13 protein-coding genes are annotated in these 18,984 nt (G+C 45.8%); 9 read left to right on the forward strand and 4 right to left on the reverse strand.

Annotation, left to right across the window (positions count from 1 at the left end; all coding sequences use genetic code 11):
- The first annotated feature begins 38 nt into the window (after positions 1-38).
- The 3 genes from QUA74_RS23935 (at position 39) to QUA74_RS23945 (ending at position 5,079) form a co-directional block, all read left to right on the forward strand.
- Positions 39-644 carry a Uma2 family endonuclease gene (locus QUA74_RS23935; protein ID WP_333334115.1) on the forward strand — a complete coding sequence of 202 codons (606 nt, stop codon included), beginning with the start codon at positions 39-41 and terminating at the stop codon, positions 642-644.
- A gap of 201 nt (positions 645-845) precedes the next feature.
- Complete coding sequence (locus QUA74_RS23940; RefSeq protein WP_333334117.1) at positions 846-3,326, forward strand: GH116 family glycosyl hydrolase; 2,481 nt, start codon at positions 846-848, stop codon at positions 3,324-3,326.
- 319 nt (positions 3,327-3,645) lie between these two features.
- Positions 3,646-5,079 (forward strand): protein adenylyltransferase SelO family protein, encoded by a 1,434-nt coding sequence (locus QUA74_RS23945; RefSeq protein ID WP_333334118.1) that lies wholly within the window; start codon positions 3,646-3,648, stop codon positions 5,077-5,079.
- A gap of 159 nt (positions 5,080-5,238) precedes the next feature.
- On the opposite strand, the gene QUA74_RS23950 is transcribed toward QUA74_RS23945, so the two are convergent.
- Both QUA74_RS23950 and QUA74_RS23955 read right to left on the reverse strand, forming a co-directional pair.
- A complete protein-coding gene (locus QUA74_RS23950) occupies positions 5,239-7,653 on the reverse strand; it encodes a tetratricopeptide repeat protein (protein WP_333334120.1) in 2,415 nt (804 codons plus the stop codon).
- The gene (locus QUA74_RS23955; RefSeq protein WP_333334122.1) at positions 7,610-9,808 is read right to left on the reverse strand and encodes a tetratricopeptide repeat protein; all 2,199 of its coding nucleotides are present in this window, start codon (positions 9,806-9,808) and stop codon (positions 7,610-7,612) included. The genes QUA74_RS23950 and QUA74_RS23955 overlap by 44 nt, the downstream gene beginning before the upstream one ends.
- A gap of 361 nt (positions 9,809-10,169) precedes the next feature.
- Between QUA74_RS23955 and QUA74_RS23960 the strand changes: the two genes are divergently transcribed.
- Both QUA74_RS23960 and mnmE read left to right on the forward strand, forming a co-directional pair.
- Positions 10,170-10,379, forward strand: a complete 210-nt coding sequence (locus tag QUA74_RS23960; protein WP_333334124.1) for a hypothetical protein — start codon at positions 10,170-10,172, stop codon at positions 10,377-10,379.
- A gap of 129 nt (positions 10,380-10,508) precedes the next feature.
- The gene (gene mnmE / locus QUA74_RS23965) at positions 10,509-11,894 is read left to right on the forward strand and encodes a tRNA uridine-5-carboxymethylaminomethyl(34) synthesis GTPase MnmE (RefSeq protein ID WP_333334126.1); all 1,386 of its coding nucleotides are present in this window, start codon (positions 10,509-10,511) and stop codon (positions 11,892-11,894) included.
- 260 nt (positions 11,895-12,154) lie between these two features.
- On the opposite strand, the gene QUA74_RS23970 is transcribed toward mnmE, so the two are convergent.
- A complete protein-coding gene (locus tag QUA74_RS23970; protein WP_333334128.1) occupies positions 12,155-13,693 on the reverse strand; it encodes a SagB/ThcOx family dehydrogenase in 1,539 nt (512 codons plus the stop codon).
- Between the two features lie 227 nt (positions 13,694-13,920).
- Between QUA74_RS23970 and QUA74_RS23975 the strand changes: the two genes are divergently transcribed.
- The 4 genes from QUA74_RS23975 (at position 13,921) to QUA74_RS23990 (ending at position 18,787) form a co-directional block, all read left to right on the forward strand.
- Positions 13,921-14,442, forward strand: coding sequence for a pentapeptide repeat-containing protein (locus QUA74_RS23975; protein ID WP_333334130.1), 522 nt, complete (start codon positions 13,921-13,923; stop codon positions 14,440-14,442).
- A 206-nt stretch (positions 14,443-14,648) separates the two neighbouring features.
- The gene (locus QUA74_RS23980) at positions 14,649-14,981 is read left to right on the forward strand and encodes a DMT family transporter (RefSeq protein ID WP_333334131.1); all 333 of its coding nucleotides are present in this window, start codon (positions 14,649-14,651) and stop codon (positions 14,979-14,981) included.
- 33 nt (positions 14,982-15,014) lie between these two features.
- Positions 15,015-17,090: a dynamin family protein gene (locus QUA74_RS23985; protein WP_333334134.1), complete on the forward strand. Its 2,076-nt coding sequence runs from the start codon at positions 15,015-15,017 to the stop codon at positions 17,088-17,090.
- Between the two features lie 14 nt (positions 17,091-17,104).
- A complete protein-coding gene (locus tag QUA74_RS23990; RefSeq protein ID WP_333334135.1) occupies positions 17,105-18,787 on the forward strand; it encodes a dynamin family protein in 1,683 nt (560 codons plus the stop codon).
- Here QUA74_RS23990 and QUA74_RS23995 read toward each other — a convergent pair.
- Positions 18,754-18,918 (reverse strand): hypothetical protein, encoded by a 165-nt coding sequence (locus QUA74_RS23995; RefSeq protein ID WP_333334137.1) that lies wholly within the window; start codon positions 18,916-18,918, stop codon positions 18,754-18,756. The two genes, QUA74_RS23990 and QUA74_RS23995, sit on opposite strands and share 34 nt — an antisense overlap.
- Positions 18,919-18,984 lie beyond the last annotated feature (66 nt).

Here is an 18,984-nt window from a genome sequence, read left to right on the forward strand (position 1 = left end):
ATAGAATAAGATTTTCAGCAAAAAACTATTAGTTTTCCATGGCTTACACCGCGCCAAAAATCTTAACTTTTGAAACATTCCTCGATCGATATTGTGACAACTTTCGCTACGAGCTCGCTGACGGAGAATTAGTTGACATGGAACCAACAGGCCCCCACGAAACCGTCAGCGGTAAACTGGCAACTCAAATCGGCATCGCCATCGCCGCCGAAAAACTACCTTGGTTCATTCCCCGCACTTGTTTGATCCGTCCATTCTCAGATGCAGCTACTGCCCGCCGTCCCGATATTGTCGTATTAGATGAAACCGCTATTGTCAGCGAACCTCTTTGGGAAAGAGAACCTGTGATTACGCTGGGACGATCTATTAAATTAGTGGTAGAAGTCGTCAGCACTAACTGGGAAACAGATTACGCCCGAAAAGTTGAAGAATATGCTATTTTAGGGATTCCAGAATATTGGATAGTTGATTATCGCGGATTGGGGGGCGTGGCTTTTATCGGTAAACCAAAACAACCTACTATCACCGTTTGTCAACTGATTGACCAAGATTACACGCAGCAACAATTTCGCCTCGGTCAACCGATTATTTCTCCTTTGTTAAAGACCTGGCAAATTCGCCTAGATGATATTCTTCCCCGTTAGGCGATCGCCCAAGCGATTTTAGATTTTAGATTTTAGATTTTAGATTTTAGATTGGAGAATTGATGAAGCCGGCGAACCTGAAACCAATTGCTTTAGGTCAACAATCAACAGTCGTCGGAAATATCAGGATTTATTCGAGCGATAAAAGTTTAAACTTAAATAAAAAATTGTCAAGCTCGATCGAGCGCTAAAATTGATGACATGAATAACGATCGCACATCTACTCCAAACATCCCCCCGCACACCTGGAAACGTCCCATCGGCCTCGGTTGGGAGAATCCCTATACAGTCCGCTACGCAAGCAATCTCGACGACGGGCCCTGGCACGGAATGCCTCTGGGCGGGTTCGGTGCCGGCTGCATCGGGCGATCGTCCCGCGGCGACTTCAACCTCTGGCACATTGACGGCGGCGAGCACATTTTTCGCAGTTTGCCCGCTTGTCAGTTCAGCATTTTTGAAGAAACTCAAGGCAAGAAACAAGCTTTTGCACTGTCCACTGAACCGCCTACCGATGGCAGTTTATCTAGTTGGAAATGGTATCCATCGGAAGGAAGTTCGGCAACGGATTATGTAACGGATGTAACGGATGGAATTCAGAAGGCAGACGGAAGAAGGGAAGAGAAGGAAAAATTTCAATCTTCCGGGAGTTATCATGCTTTGTATCCGCGCAGTTGGTTTGTTTATGAAAATGTATTTCATGCTCAATTAAGCTGCGAGCAATTTTCGCCAATCTTGCCGAACAATTATCAGGAAAGCAGTTACCCAGTTGCCATGTTTGAATGGGTGGCGCACAATCCTACAGATGCGCCGATTACTCTCAGCATCATGCTGACTTGGGAGAATATTGTCGGTTGGTTTACTAATGCCAATAAGTCGCCGGAAGTGATGGTGCGAGATGATGGCAGTCCATTTTATGATTACCAATCCCGGTGGGGAGAAAGTGCCGGAAATTTGAATTTGTTGGTGGAAGATTTTCACCGCATCGGTTGCGTGATGACGCGGTTGACTGCTGATGAGGAACCGCAAGAGGGGGAGGGACAATGGGCGATCGCAACTATTACTAATCCAGCGGTAGAAGTATTCTATCAAACTCGCTGGAACCCGGCGGGGAATGGCGACGATATTTGGCGCAACTTTTCTGCTGAAGGTTTCTTGTTGGATGACAAAGACGAGACAGCCGCAGCAGCAGGAGAACAGTTGGCTTGTGCGATCGCAGTTCGCTTTACTATTCGACCTGGAAAAACTCGCAAAATCCCCTTTATTATAGCTTGGGATTTGCCCGTTACTGAGTTTGCATCGGGAGTTTGGTACTACCGTCGCTATACGGATTTCTTCGGCCGCAACGGCAAAAATGCTTGGCCGATTATTCGCACTGCAATGAAGCATTCCGATACTTGGCGCGAAAATATTGAAGCTTGGCAAAAACCAATTTTAGAACGGAAAGATTTGTCAGATAGTTTTAAAATGGCTTTGTTTAACGAGTTATACGCCCTGACAGACGGCGGTACTCTTTGGAGTGCGGCTGACGAACGCGATCCAAAGGGTCAATTTGCGGTTTTGGAGTGCATTGATTACCGCTGGTACGAAAGTTTGGACGTGCGGCTTTACGGTTCTTTTGCTTTGTTGATGCTGTGGCCGGATTTGGAAAAGTCGGTGGTTTTAGCGTTTGCTAGGGCAATTTCAGCCGGAGACGATACGCCGAGAATTATTGGCTGGAATCAAGCTTCGGCTATTAGAAAAGCTGTCGGTGCGACGCCACACGATTTGGGTGCTCCTAACGAACATCCTTGGGAGAAAACGAATTATACTAGCTATCAAGATTGCAATTTGTGGAAGGATTTGCCTTGCGATTTTGTGTTGCAGGTTTATCGGGATTTCCTATTGACGGGCGGCACAGATTGTGAGTTTTTGCAAGAGTGTTGGCCGGCAATTGTTGAGGCTTTGGCTTATCTGAAAACTTTTGATGAGGATGGGGACGGAATTCCTGAGAATTCGGGAGCACCGGATCAGACGTTTGATGACTGGCAAATGCGGGGGATAAGTGCGTATTGCGGGGGTTTGTGGTTGGCGGCGCTGGAGGCTGCGATCGCGATCGGCGAAATCTTAGAAGATGCAGCACCGAGGATAATTCCTAACCCTCAAGAAAAGATAGCATTATATCACAGTTGGCTACTACAAGCAAGACCGAGCTATCAAGAAAAACTGTGGAACGGTCAATATTATCGTTTGGACAGCGAGAGTAATTCCGAAGTGGTGATGACAGACCAACTATGCGGTCAATTTTACGCGAAATTGTTAGGATTACCGGATATCGTGCCGGCGGAATGTGCAGCCAGCGCTTTAGAAACTGTGTATGATTCTTGCTTTTTGAAGTTCAACGAGGGCGAGTTCGGTGCGGCAAATGGGGTGATGCTGAATGGTTCGCCGGAAAATCCGAATGCGACTCATCCTTTGGAAGTTTGGACGGGAATTAATTTTGGGTTGGCCGCTTTTTTGGTACAGATGGGGATGGAGGAGAAAGCTTTTAAATTGACGGATGCTGTGGTGAAGCAGATTTATGAAAATGGGTTGCAGTTTCGGACGCCGGAAGCGATTACGGCGGGGGGGACTTTTCGGGCGAGTCACTATTTGCGGGCGATGGCAATTTGGGCAATTTACGGGGTGTTGACCGATTTTAAATAGGGCAAAATGTATATTAGCTGGTGAATCCGACTAAAATTTAAGCTTTCAACCCCATTTTTAGCAAGGAAAACGGTTAATTAAACTCTCACTAAAATTGACCGTAAAAAGTTTTTGCCTTCGAGGAAAACATTAATCTTTCATGCTCAAACTTTAGCTTGGTTAAAATTTGAGCATGAAAAAGCCCGGAGATGGGAGGGCATCGAACTCGGCTATAAACGAGAGAGAAAAAGGGTCTGAGGCAATTGTTGACACCAATGCAGTCCGCACCTTACTTGTATATAATTTGGAGCGATCGCCAATTTCAAGATAAAATAGAAAAATGTCAAATCCTTTGCTTTCCCTCAACTACGAACCCGCCATCGAAGCTCTCGGTGGCGACTATTTTGATGAAGTCCCTGCTGCAGATTTTCCGCAGCACATTCTCCGCTTCCGCAACGATGAATTATTGCCGAAATTGGGTTTAGACCCCGCACAAGTAACCGACCAACATTTTATCGAAGCGTTCGGCGAATTTCACTGCGTCCGTCCCTTTCTCGCACTCCGCTATCACGGCTATCAATTCAACCAATATAACCCCAATTTAGGTGACGGTAGAGGCTTCTTATACGGCCAAGTTCGCGGCACTGACGGCAGACTTTACGACTTCGGCACTAAAGGTTCCGGCCGCACTCCCTACTCGCGGGGCGGTGACGGTAGACTCACTCTCAAAGGGGGAATTCGCGAAGTTTTAGCCGCGGAAGCTTTGCACCGGTTGGGAGTGCGGACATCTCGCTGTTTTAGTTTAGTTGAAACTGGGGAGGGTTTGTGGCGGGGCGACGAACCATCTCCAACGCGATCGTCCGTAATGGTGCGTTTCAGTCATTCTCACATCCGGTTTGGAACTTTTGAAAGATTGCACTATATCCGCAGGCCGGATTTAACTAAAAAACTTTTAGATTTTGTTATTCAATATTACTATCCAGAACTGCATTTAGAAGCAAGTAATGCGGGTGTTTCGCCTGCCGAAAAATATGCGCTATTTTATGCAGATTTAGTGAATCGAATAGCTGAATTAGTCGCTCAGTGGATGGCAGCAGGCTTTTGCCAGGCCGTGTTGAATACTGATAATATGTCAATTACTGGAGAAAGTTTCGATTACGGGCCTTTCGCTTTTATCCCAACTTACAAGCCGGAATTTACAGCAGCTTATTTTGACTATTCGGGTCTTTATTGTTACGGCAATCAACCGTTGATTTGTAGGGACAATTTAGAAAAGCTCCAGGAACCGCTAGCAGCGGCGATTCCTCAAGCTGATATGGATGCGGCTTTGGCAAAGTTTGGCGATTATTATAATGCAGCTTATCGGCAGTTGATGCTCAAGAGATTGGGGTTTGAGGATTTGCCAGAAGCTGATGCTGATGAGTTGTTGAAGGTGACAATTAAAATGCTGGCGGAGTCTCAAGTTGAGTATCACGATTTCTTTTTTGAACTGCGAAGACAGTTCGATCGCACTTGGCGAGATGATGCTAGTCAAATTTTTGCTGAGGCGGAACCTGCGGACTTGATAGCACCTTGGCGGCAGTTTTATTATCACGTTTTGCAAAGTTTGTCGGCGGATGATATGGACAAAATGGCGGAGTGTTTGCGGAGGCACAATCCCGAACAATCGCTGTTGAGACCGACGATTGAGGCTGTTTGGGAAGCCATAGCTATTGAGGATAATTGGGAACCGTTTTATGAATTGGTTAAACGACTTCAAGACCCAGAAAATTGATTTATAATAGCTGGCATTAATAGCGCTCCGGGGCCTATTCACCTGCATTTTCTGTTTGTATTAAAGATTAAGGTGAACCAGCCGCGGAGCAATCTGAGATTATAAAAATCTGCCACATAAGAAATATAACACCGAGAAATAATGACTAATGACTAATGACTACTTGAGCTTTTCAATCTCAAATTGTGCATCTTTGTAACCGCCCGTAAGTCCTTGATCGAGAAACATTTTACCGGCTTTTTCTAAATCGCTAATTGCTCCTGCTTTGTCTCCCAAGGAGCGACGAACCATGCCTCTACCGTAGTAAGCAGCAGCATAATTCGGACTGATCCGAATAGCTTGGACGTAATCGGCGATCGCACTATTGTAATTCTTTAACTCCTGATAAATCTTAGCCCGATTGGCGTAAGCTTCAGCATTGTTGGGATTGAACCCGATTGCTGCGGTAAAATCTGCGATCGCGCCCTGGGCGTCACCCCCGGCGCTGCGAGCTAAACCACGATTGTTAAAAGCATTAAAATCATTCGGGTTCACTTTCAGCGCTTGAGTACAATCGGCAATTGCTTTCGGATAATCCTTTAAGTTTAAATAAGCAATGCAGCGATTGTTGTAAGGAACCCCATCCTCCTCGCTCAGCGAAATTGCCTGAGTGCAATCGTCAATTGCCGCTTGATGCGCTCCCAAATTCAACTGCGTGCTACAACGATTAGCGTAAGCATCGGCACTCTTGGGATCGATCGCAATTACCTGAGAATAATCCGCCAAAGCTCCCTGATAATCTCCTAGGTGAAAGCGAGCTCTCCCCCGGCTGTAAAAAGCATCAACATTCTTAGCATCAAGTTTAATTGCCTCAGTATAATCTCCAATCCCCCCCTGCAAATCGCCGCTTCCAGCACGAGCCAACCCCCGCGAATGATAAGCTTTAACAAGGTTCGGCTGCAGCCGAATTACTCCGGTAAAATCCTGAATAGCGGCCTTGTAATCTTGCAGTTCTAAATAAGCAACTCCTCTTTCATAATATGTATCAACATCGTTGGGCTGGAAATTCAAAGCTTGAGTGTAATCCTCAATCGCTCCCCGCGTATCGTTAAAATCGTGACGGGCTAGGCCGCGGTTAAAATAAGCCTTAACATATTTAGGATTGAGAGCGATCGCCTGAGAATAATCCGCAATTGCTTCTTGATACTTTTGTAAATCATAATTAGCATTACCCCGCCAATAAAAACTCTCAGCATTTTTAGGATTCAATTGAATTGACTTATTAAAAGCCTGCAAAGCTGCCTCCGCATCTTGATTGCGAGACTTTTCTACTCCCTGTTCGTAATATTCCTGAGCTTTAATCGGATTTGGGCGGCTCCTATAACTAAACAGAAATATCAGAACTATCGCCGCCCCGACGCCCGCCAAAATCAGCAACCAAAATCGACTTCCCAAACGTGACGAAAAACGTTCAGAAGACACTAAGCTGGGAGCCATACTTTTCTTGTGAGCCGTATTCACAGGATCTTGGCGGTGTCTCAACTTGCTGAGAGCTACCAAAACTTCTTCCGCAGATGGATAGCGCTTGGCAAATTGGTGACAGACCATTTTGTCAATTATATTGGCTAATCCCACAGAACATTGAGATCGGTTTCGCCAAACAATTTCCCCCGTATGAGAAGGACTCGGATCTTGCAATTTTGGCAAATCCGTACCGGGTAAACCCGTGATAGCTTGGACTGCCATCATCCCGACTGCATAGAGGTCACTGCTAAATTGCGGGTTGCCTTGAAATTGTTCGATCGGCATATAAGCCGGAGTTCCAGTAGCAATGGTGCGCGGAAATTCTGTATCGTACTCGCTGACGTGACTCGCAACTTCTTTAACCGAACCAAAGTCAATTAAAACTAATTTGCCGTCTGGTTTGCGGCGGATTAAGTTGGAGGGATTAACATCACGGTGAATCACTCCCTGAGAGTGTACGAAGGCGAGAACTTGTAACACTTCTTGCAACAGATCCAGCACTCGTTCTTCTCGCCAAGGTTGACCGGCCACAATTTCCCTATTTAGGGCGTGTCCGGGTACAAACTCTTCCACGAGGTAGAATTGATTGGCTTCTTCAAAATAAGCTAGTAAAAATGGAATTTGATCGTGTTTTCCCAGCTTTTCTAATATTTCTGCTTCTTGTTTAAATAAGCGATAAGCTGTTTTGAGAACTGTGGAAGTGTTGCTGGGAGGGCGCAGTTGTTTGACTACACATTGAGGATGGCCCGGCCGGCGAGTATCGACAGCTAAATAAGTTTGTCCAAAAGCTCCTGAACTGAGAATTTGCACTACGCGGTAACGCCTGTCTAACAGTTGACCAACCATGTTCATATCTATAATTGAGAATTGGTAACGGGGGGGTGGTAACGGGGAATTGGTAACGGGGAGTTGGTAACGGGAAGTTGGTAATTGGGAATTGGTAACTTGACCTTCTTCCTTCTTCCTTCTTCCTTCTGCCTTCTGCCTTTTTTCTTCTTTTTTTAACATCTGACTGATGATTAATAGCTTATTTAGGGTCGTTGATTTGCGCTTGTGCGTTTTGGAAACCATCGGCTCTTCCTTGTTCTAGAAACAAGGTTGCAGCTTTCTGAAAATCTTCGATCGCCCCAGCACGGTCTTTGAGTTGGCGGCGGACGAGGCCTCGGCTGTAAAAAGCGCTAGCATTGTTGGGGTTGAGCCGCAGTGAGTGAGCGAAATCCTCAACCGCTAAAGGGTAATTTTTTAGTTCTGAGTAAATAGTACCGCGATTGCTGTAAGCTACTGCATCGCTAGGATTGAGTCGAATTGCTTGAGTAAAATCTTCCACAGCCCCCTGCTTGTCTCCCGAAGCCGATCGAGCTAATCCTCGATTGCTGTATGCTTTGGGATTGTTGCCGTTGAGTCCGATCGTCAAACTGCAATCTTCGCTGGCCTTTTGAAATTGTTTTAAATTCAGATAAGCAATGCAGCGGTTGTTGTAAGCTGCTTCATCTTTTGGATCGAGGCGAATTCCTTCGGTGCAATCTGCAATCGCTTTGTCGTAGGTGGCCAAATTCAAGTAAGCGCTGCACCGATTGGTATAAGCATCAGCGAGATCTGGTTGCAATTCGATCGCCTTAGTATAATCTTCCATCGCTCCTTGATAATCTGCCAGATTAAACCGCGCTCGACCACGACTGTAGTATACGCCAGCTTGTTTGGGGGTAATTTGAAGGGCTTGAGTAAAATCTGCCATTGCTCCGGTTTTGTCGCCCGCAGCCGATCGAGCTAAACCGCGATTGCTGTAAGCTGTAGCATCGTTGGGACTGAGCCGAATTGCTTGAGTGTAGTCTTCAATTGCCGTGCGGTAGTCGCCCAAATCGTAGTAGGCTAAACCCCGCTGAGAGTATGCCTCACCGTCGCTGGGATTGAGTCGCACTACTTGGGTGAAATCTTCCACGGCTCCCCGCTTGTCCCCGATGTCGAGGCGGGCCATACCTCGATTGTAAAGAGCTTTGGTGTGGCTAGGATTGACTGTAATTGCTTGCGTGTAATCCTGTATTGCTTGCTCAGTTGCGCCCATGTCGTAGCGAGTGTTTGCCCGCTTGTAGTAAGTTTCCGCATCGCTGGCATTGAGGGCGATCGCTTGAGTATAATCGGCGATCGCGCCTGTTGTGTCACCTTGCTGCGCCTTGGTAACGCCGCGGGCCAACAATTCTTTTGACCTCGCCGGAGTTTGACTCTGCCAAAAGGAAATTATGAGCGCAGCCAAGATTAAAGCTGCCGCTGTTGCAGCCAATAGCAGGAGTTTGGTTTGGCTTTGTCTTCGCGGTTGACTCATAGCGTGCGTGATGATTGTGGCTGGCGGCGGCTCAACCTCCAATTTTACGGCGATTTGTTTGAGGTCTGCTAAAACTTCGGCGGCCTCCTGATAACGTTCCTCGCAGTCGGGGCGCACCATTCGATCGATAATATCTGCTAGGGCTGCCGAACAAGTTGCCCGGTTTCGCCAGAGAATTTCGTTGTTGTTGTTTTTTAAGGCACTCAGTTCGTTGGGTGAGAGTCCCGTGACGGCAAGCTGGGCGATCGTACCTAGAGCATAGATGTCGCTATTGTAACGGGGGTTGCCGCTTGATTGCTCGATCGGCACGTATAACTCCTGGGCCACCAAATCCTGTTTTTTTGCCTCATGCCGTTTAACAGAGTGCGGGGAAGTTTGCGACAACAAATGACAGTTAGCAAGTTCCGGGTTAATTTCTTTGTCTAAGCTAAAGTCCACCAATACAAATTTCCCGTCGGACTCGCGCCGGATCGCTCTGTCTGGTTGAATTCTGCGGTGAATGAAACCTTTCTCGTGTATGAACACCAAAATTTCTAATATTTCTGATAGCAGACAAATTACTTGGTCTTCATCCCAAGGTTCACCGGGTATTAGTTCTTTACTTAAAGGTGAGCCGGCAATAAATTCTTCAATTAAGTATAAACTTTGATTTTCCTCAAAATACGCCAATAATTCGGGAATTTTGTCGTGTTTACCCAGTTTTTCAATTATTTCTGCGTTTCTTTGAAATATAACTTTGACTAATTCGGGAGTTTGCGAACTTGTGCCGGGGAGTCGCATTTCTCTAACCGTGCATTGCGGATACCCGGGACGGTGAGTATCTGCTGCTAGATAAGTTTTTCCCACCTCACTTGAGTCTGTGACTTTAATGATGCGGTAACGTCTGTCTAGAAGTTGACCAATCATGCTTTGCCCTCTACCCTGTCAATTTTCCATTATCGCATGAAATCAGGATAGATCACTGTGGTGTCAAACTTTTAGCTATTGATTCGGGTGTGCCAAGCAGCCGAAGAAATTGCCAGTAGTAGGAATACAGGTGCTGGCAATTTAAAGGCTATCGCCCGGACTTTGAGCCTTATCTGAATTTGAGCAGTCCTGGACGCAGTGTTAAAAGTCGGGATGCAGTATTTCCGTAAAAACAACCAATTTCTGCGTCGAGGACTATAGCATTAAGATTAGTCCCAGTGTGCTGCCCGTATCCGTTGACTGTAGATGCAAACCCTGAACTTATAGTATAATTTAGTAACCGAGCCACCGATGACTTAAAATGAACGTACAACTGGTTGACTCCCTAATTCAAGTTATCTTATCTCTCTCCGCAGACGAGCAATTAGCGATTACGGACAAATTACTAGAAAACATCCCGTACCCTTCGACTCAGGAACTTATGCAGCTTGCTCAAAGCGGTGGCTGTTTTTACTTTTTGCATGACGAACCTGATATTTACACTATAGAAGATGGAGAACCTATTGCGTGAGACTAAAAAAAGTAAAAATTAGGCACTTGAATGCAATTAAATCATTCTGACTGAAACTAAAAATCTCAAATTATTGCTATATAAATATTCTTCCTTGTTCCTTGTTCCTTCTACTTAGAGTCATTAAAAATGTCTGAATCATTAACAAAAGGAGGAACGATCGCAGCGATCGCCACTGCCATAGTTCCCCAACAAGGCAGCGTCGGCATTGTGCGAGTTTCCGGTTCCGCAGCCTTGAAAATTGCCGAAACTCTGTTTCGCGCCCCAGGACGGCAAATTTGGGAGTCTCACCGCATTCTTTACGGCCACATCCGCCGCCCCAAAACTCAAGAATTAGTCGATGAAGCTTTGCTGCTAATCATGAAAGCGCCGCGTTCTTTTACTCGCGAAGATGTGGTGGAATTTCACTGTCACGGCGGCATTATGGCCGTGCAGCAAGTCTTGCAATTGTGTTTGGAACATGGGGCGAGATTGGCGCAACCGGGAGAGTTTTCGCTGCGGGCTTTTTTGAACGGGAGGCTTGATTTAACTCAAGCTGAAAGTATCTCAGATTTGGTGGGAGCAAAATCGCCCGCTGCTGCACAAAGTGCTTTGGCTGGTTTGCAAGGAAAATTAGCGCAGCCAATTCGCCAATTGAGAACAACTTGTTTGGACGTGCTTGCAGAAATTGAGGCGAGAATTGATTTTGAGGAAGATTTGCCGCCTTTAGATGAAGCTAAAACATCTTTGGAAATAAATCATGTTTTGGAGGAATTGTCAACAATTTTGGCAACCGCAGATCGCGGAGAATTGTTGAGAAGTGGTTTGAAAGTAGCGATTGTTGGGCGGCCGAATGTGGGAAAATCGAGTTTGTTGAATGCGTGGAGTAAGAGCGATCGGGCGATCGTCACGGATTTACCAGGTACGACGCGGGATGTGGTAGAGTCGCAGCTAGTTGTGGGCGGCATTCCGGTGCAGGTGCTCGATACTGCGGGCATTCGAGAAACCGAAGACAAGGTAGAAAAAATTGGCGTTGAGCGATCGCGCGCAGCAGCAAAACAAGCCGATTTAGTGTTGTTGACAATTGATGCGGAATCGGGTTGGACAGAGGGCGATTCGGAAATTTACGAACAAGTAAAGCACCGTCAGCTAATTATAATTATCAACAAAATCGACCTAGTAAAAACCATCCCCGAATTACCTTTTTCCTCTGAAATTCACCGTATAGTTACCACAGCGGCCGCCATCGATCGAGGCATACAAGACTTAGAAACAGCAATTTTAGATGCCGTCAGCGGGGGGAATTTGCAAGCAGCAAACTCAGACTTAGCAATCAACCAGCGGCAAGCAGCAGCGTTAACTAAAGCTAAAATTTCTCTGGAACAATGCACGGATACTATGAGCAATAAATTGCCTTTAGATTTCTGGACAATAGATTTGCGCGGTGCAATTCAAGCATTGGGGGAAGTTACGGGGGAAGAAGTGACAGAATCAGTGCTCGACAGAATATTTAGCAGATTTTGCATTGGCAAATAGCAATAGGAAAAGAGTAAATTAAATAGGTAAGCTGTCTCGCATTTAAGTTGTATTTTTAGGGCGGGCGGGACGCCCAACCCCTACTCCCCACAAGAATTTCACTCTTTGGGGAACACCGAATTTCACTCTTTGTGGAACAGGCATCTTGCCTGTTCTTGAGAATGGTGTAAGATGTTAATTTCATCAAACTTGACTGTAAAATTTAGATGCGCCTGGGCTTAGTGAAGCAATACTACTGACCAATAACAACTAACTAATTCTTACGATCGAGGTCTTCCGAGACTTGTAATATAAAGCACAGCTTCACCCGCAGGAATACCGAGAACGTCATTGACACGATCGTCAAAAAAGCCCCCGATACCGCTGACACCCAAACGCAGTTGCATAGCTGCTAAATTCAACCGCTGGCCCAAATGACCCGCGTCCATGTGCAAATAGCGGTAAACTCGATCGCCATATTTTGCTACAGCCCTGTTCAAATCCGCCGTGTGAAACAACAGCGCCCCCGCATCTCTGCCCAAGTCTTGCCCCAAGCACAAAAAATGCAACTCCCTGCGGAAATTTTTAAACCGAATTTGCCGCAATTCTTGAGCTTTCGGAGCGTAATAGTAACAGCCTTCTTCTAACCCATTCACTCCCGAAACAGCAATAAAAGTCTCGATCAAACTTAGATCGAAATAGTCGGGATCACCGTCTAATCCTTGGTCGATATAGTGCTGGGGCTGGTAAGTAAAATCGAGCATAGCTAGCAGTTCGCCCAAGCTCAAAGAAGCACCTGTATAAGCACGGGTCGAACGCCTTTTGAGCATAGTGTTTTCTAAAGTTTCCAGGTTCACGCCCCAAGGAATCGAAGGAGTGACTGTCGAAACTTTAGTACAAAATGGAAAATTGTATTTATCCTCTAGTTCCCCTTCACTTTCATCAATTTTCCAGCCGTCCACTGTGGTGGGATCTGATTCTAAATGTGTGGCTTTGTGGAGGTATTTTAACAATTGACCTTCGGAAATTTGCGGGTAATCAGTGGTGGTGTTTCCGGGCAAAGCGGTTTTAAATTTAGGCAAGTTTTGGTCAATGTCTAGCAAGTCGGCTAAAGCAACTACACAAATAGCTCCTTCTTGCTCCGAGTCGATGTATAGTAATTCATTGACAGCTTCGTCGGCGAATCCTCCAATCAGGTGAGGTCGGTAATCGTTGACGGCGCAAGCTAACTCGATATTGCTCAATAAATGGCCGGTGTCTAGAAAAATTCGCCGATAAGCTCGGTCTTCGTAACGCCAAGAAGAACGGAAAAAAACCGTGGTAATGGCGATCGCCAATTGGGTGTTTTCTAGCGCTGGCGACTGGAAACAAGCTGCTTGCAATGTCGGCCAAACTTGACTGTCCCAAAAATGAACCAGTGAATGAGTTCTGGACTGATAGTTGTAGAGTCCGGCCGGCAACTGGGCAGTGCCACGGGAGATTAAATAAACCTCTGCTGGGTAGAGTCCACCCGCCGACGGTGCTGATCGCAAATACAGGTAGCTGTCGTCTACCGTCTGCACTTTCGCCGTCAACCCGTAGCTGCACAGCAACAAGCTCGATAACCGATGCCACCAAGCGGCATCGGGATCGGCATCGGCATCCTCCGAGGGGTCTTTTAGATAAGGCTTGAGGTCAAAATACGCTCCAATTTTATATTCTTTGAAAGGCACAGGTTGCTCTGTCCAATCTAGCTGTTTGCTTTTGGCGGCAATGGTTTCAGGGTCGTATTTTGTCCGTTCGTGGTAGTGCTGAGCAATGGAGAGAGGAAGTTCTGGCATATTTCAGTAGAGGATTCGCTTTGGTTTCTCGATCGATCTTGACATTACTAACCGCTTATTGGTCGAGCAAGGCAGAAATTTACAAATATAAAAAAAATCTTAGAAAAAATGCGACTGTTGTTACACAAGCTTAACATAATAAGAGACCTAAGTATAAATACGCAGAATAATAACCATTAATTACAGTTATGGATTGGCTGCAGTAGCTGTCGTCATGAGGAGTGAAAATGCAAAAGCTAAGCGCTGAGGAATTGCTTGCTCAGTATGCTGAGGGCCAGCGAAACTTTAACGCCGTTGACTTAAGTGAAAATAACTTGTTTCAAGCAGATTTGACAGAAATAAATCTTTCTGGTAGCGTTCTGAGGCGAGCTTATTTGCCCTACGGAAATTTGACGCAAGCCAATCTTTATAAAACTGATTTGCAAGAGGCTGAATTGGGCGACATTCAACTTTATCAAGCTAACTTGTCGGAAGCAAGTTTATCAAGAGCAAATTTATCAAGAGCAAATTTGCGTCACGCCAATTTGCAAGGTGCTAATTTGCAGAAAGCCAATTTGCAAGGTGCGGATTTGTACAATGCAGATTTGACGAATGCCGATTTGAGATATGCGGATTTGAGCCGAGCTAATTTGGAGAAAGCAAAGTTAACCAAGGCTCAATTAGCGGGCTGCAACTTATTTCGATCGCGCTTGGTTGATTTGTCGGAAGCGGAGTGCGATCGCACTACTATCGGGCCCGAAGGCTATTGAGGATTTGCAGCGGCTAGTCTAGGGCGTAGGGCGATCGGCTTAAAAGGTCGTGAAGCGTAGCTATCCCGTAGGGAATCGCCCTTTTTAAAATTTCTTAACATTTCTCGACACAGCGGAAAATGTGAGTTACAGTCGTAGAGAACTTATCGGTCAGCAACATTGACAATAAATAACACATTTTTCTAGCGCAAAACAGGCGAAAATGTATGAATTCTCCCGATAAAAAAGCCCGAGAACTCCGGCACAAAGAACAAGAACTACGGAAGCGCGAACAAGAACTTCGGCTCCGCGAACTAGAAGCCGAAATCGACCGCTCAGTACCCGAACATCTAACTAGCAAGTACCAAGAACCAGACAGCCAAGTTAACGGCAAACTCCAACAGTGGCGCCGAAAAATTATAGCAGCCGCTCAATTTACAGGCATTGTCATTGCTGTTATCGTTGCAGTTCGCATAGCATCTTGGCTGGCCGCCGCGCTGATAGTGGGAGGCATTGCTTTGATAGCTTACAAAATGTTTATTGAAGAAGACAAAAGTTGAAAAGCTCAAGCAGGAAACTATCAGGAAACACCCATGAACCTTAAAGTAGAAACTAGCAACTTTCTCAACGATTTAGAGCGAGTAGCCGCCGTCCGCCGAGAAATTGCCGCTCGCCTCAGCAACATCGCCACAGCCATCAACCAATCAGAATTAGCAGGAGGAGAAGCATCGGGAAAACTCGGTTTAGAAACAGACAACGCCGACATTGATGTCGCCAGTAAAAACTTGCGCCAAGGAGTCTTTCGCCTGCTAGTGCTAGGCGACATGAAACGCGGAAAAAGCACTTTTCTCAATGCCTTAATCGGCGAAAACTTACTGCCCAGCGATGTAAATCCCTGTACAGCTTTGCTGACGATTTTGCGCTATGGTTCCGAAAAAAAAGTCACCGTTTATTTCAATGACGGCAAAAGCCCAAAACAGCTAGATTTTAAAAGTTTTAAACAGAACTACACAATTGACCCCGCTGAGGCAAAACGCTTAGAAGAAGAAAAGAAACCAGCATTTCCCGATATCGACTGCGCCGTAGTAGAATATCCCTTACCTTTGCTCGAAAAAGGCATAGAAATAGTAGACAGTCCCGGACTGAACGATACCGAAGCCCGCAATGAATTATCTCTCGGTTACATCAACAACTGCCACGCTATTTTGTTTGTACTCAGGGCAACTCAGCCTTGCACAATGGGTGAAAGACGCTATCTAGAAAATTACATCAAAGGTCGCGGTTTGAGCATTTTTTTCCTGATCAATGCTTGGGATCAGGTGCAGGAAAGCTTGATTGATCCGGATGATCCTGAAGAATTAGCAGAAGCAGAAGGGAAACTGCGGCGGGTTTTTCAAGCTAATTTGGCTGAATATTGTTTAACAGAAGGACACGATATTTACGACGAGCGAGTGTTTGCAATTACCTCAATTAAGGCGCTCAGGTTGCGGATGAAAAACCCGGATGCGGATTTGGCAGGAACTGGTTTTCCCGAGTTTATGGCGGCACTAAATACGTTTTTGACGCAGGAAAGGGCGATTTCGGAATTGCGTCCGGCGAGAACTTTGGCGCGTCAAATTTCGGCTCGTGTCCGCGAAGCTGTTGGGCGCCGCTTACCATTACTCGATCGCGATGTCAATGAATTGAAGGAAAAGATTAATTCAGTTGAGCCGGAGTTTAAAAAGCTGACTCACATTCGCGATGAGTTTCAACAAGAAATTATCGAAGTTAGAGATAGTAAATCGCGGGCGATCGCAGATTCTTTCCGCGCCTACGTTCTTAACTTAGAAAATACCTTTGAAACAGATTTCTTACGGTATCAACCAGAGCTGAGATTTCTGGATTTCTTCAGCCAAGGCAAGCGAGAAGCCTTTGAAGCATCGCTCAAACGAGCATTCGAGCAGTACATAAACGACAAACTAGCAGCTTGGACTCTCACAGCAGAACAAGAGATGAATTCAGCATTTTCGCAACTCTCACAAAGTGCGGCAAATTACGGAGCATCTTACACGAAAGTGACTGAAAAAATTACAGAAAAACTGACTGGGCAAAAAATACCAGCAGCAGTCAGCAACTCAAACGAAGATAACTCGCCCGCTTGGGCAAAATGGGCGATGGGATTGTTCTCGTTAACGACCGGAAATCTGGCGGGCGTAGCAATGGCAGGAGCGGGTTTTGATTGGAAAAATATCCTGCTCAACTTAATTACTGTGTTAAGCGTTAGTACGATTCTTGCTAGTTTTACGGGGATTGTTTTGGGGCCGCTGTACTTGGCGTTGTTGGGAATGGGTGTTGGGGTTTTGCAAGCAGACGGAGCTCATAAACAGTTGGTGAAAGCCGCGAAAAAAGAGCTAGTGAAATATCTGCCGCAGGTGGCTCAAGAGCAGTGGCAGCCGATTCACGATGCTGTGAAAGAGTGTTTTGATGTTTACGGGCGAGAAGTGGGCGATCGCATGAATGCTGATATTACTTCTCGGAAATCTGAGTTGGATAATTTGCTTGAACAAAAGGAATCTCGCGAGATTAATTGTCAGGCTGAATCGCAGCGGTTGAAAAAATTGGAGGCTGATGTTTCTGCCGAGTCGCAGAGTATTGAATCACTATATCAAGGTTTTCTAGCATCCGCTTGAAATAAAACAACAATATGCAACGACCCGAAATTTATCAAGACCTGACCGACTATCTCAAATCAGCACTCGGTATTCTCGAACTTGACAAAAACTCCCAACTGTATCGAGATACCACCTCAATCTGCGACTATCTCGCCAAACCAACTTTTCAAATTGCTGTCTTTGGCCCGTTTAATTACGGCAAGTCAACTTTGCTCAATGCTTTGGTGGGAAATCGTGCTTTGCCGATCGACCTAGTGCCCACTACAGGTGCTGCTATTTATGTCAACTACGGCGAGGAATTGTACGCAAAAATTACCCTGAAAGACGGCACGGAAATTAGCGAACCGGGGACTGATGTGTTGAAACGGTACGCCATCCTTGACGACGCGAGACAAATGCGGGATGATGTGGCGGCCGTGAATGTTTACTGTCCCCATCCATTCCTGCAAACCGGTGTGGAATTGCTGGATTTGCCGGGAACCAATGACCGGGAAGAACAGGATAATTTAGTAAGAGATAAATTGCTAACGGCTGATTTGGTTGTGCAGGTTTTAGATGCTCGGAAATTGATGACTTTAGGCGAACGGGAGAACTTGAGAGATTGGTTGAGCGATCGCAACATCAACACTGTAGTCTTTGTTGCCAATTTTCTCAATCTACTCGAACCAGACGACCAAAAACAAGTTTACAATCGCTTGTTGTTTGTTGCCGAAAGTTTTCGCTCCAATTTGCCGAACAATATCAGCAATATCTACCGCGTCGATGCTTTGCCGGCTTTGAGGGCGAGGCTGAAAGGAGATGTGGCCGCAGCCCAAACTACAGGAATTGCCAGCTTTGAATCGGCTTTGCAAAGTATTGTGGCAGATCAACAGGAACAACTAGCAGTTAAGTTGCCCAGAATAGAAGCTATAGCTACTAAAATTTGCCACTCTCTCCGAGCCAAAGCTGAAACTGTCACCGCAGAAATAGCCACAGCTCAAAAAAAGCACAAAGACAAAATTGAAATCAAACAAAAAGCAGAAAAACTGATATCAAAAGGCTTTCAAGCCAGCGTTTCCGACTTCGAGATTTGGCTTTACCAGCCCACACTTTTGCAGCGGTATCAATCGGAAATGGCGCTGTCGCTCCAGGAAGGGAGTTTTGATGCGTGGAAGCTAAAATTTCAGCGAGAGGCGTTACATCAGCAGCAAACCATCGCAGAATGGGTAAATAAAGCTTGCGAATTCTTTGAGAAAGAACAGCCGATCGCACTTTTGATTTCGTTTCCTCCATCCCCACAAGTCAGCTTACCGGAACCGCCGCCACCTCCAGCTCAAAAGTCGATCGACAACGAAGTGACTCCAGTGGCGATCGCCACCGGCTTAGGTTGGCTATTGGGCGGGCCTGTGGGAGCTGCAGTAGTCGGCGGTGCTAGCTATATTTTGAATAAAAGAACTGGGAATGAAAAGCCGCCTGAATCGTCAGAAGCTTATCTAAATCAAGTAACGGAAATTTGCAGCGAGGCTGCTAAAAACTATCTCGCTCGCTTCAGTACCGATACTTTTTCCATGCTGCAACACTACAAGGAAATCGCCGGAAAAGTTATCTGTTTTCAAGACAGCAAAGAACCGCTACAAACCAATATTCAGCAATACCAGATCCAGTTAATCAATAATTTGTTAGAAAATATTGAATCCTGCCTTCAAATGACCAAATCTGTAATTAACGGCAAATGATCCGAACCGACATTGCGGCCAGTACGAATCTTCAACACACCAATTTCTTTGCTGACTAGAAAGTGATCGATCGGAATATAAGCCAGCGGCATAAAAGTCGGCCAAGTCGGTAAAATGCCAAAGGGGAGCATCCCACTTTGGCGATCAGTATAAATACTCAGGCAATTGTCTGGCTAAGCTGATGGCATAATAGAAAG

This window comes from Microcoleus sp. LAD1_D3, assembly GCF_036702135.1.
Taxonomy (GTDB): domain Bacteria; phylum Cyanobacteriota; class Cyanobacteriia; order Cyanobacteriales; family Microcoleaceae; genus Microcoleus.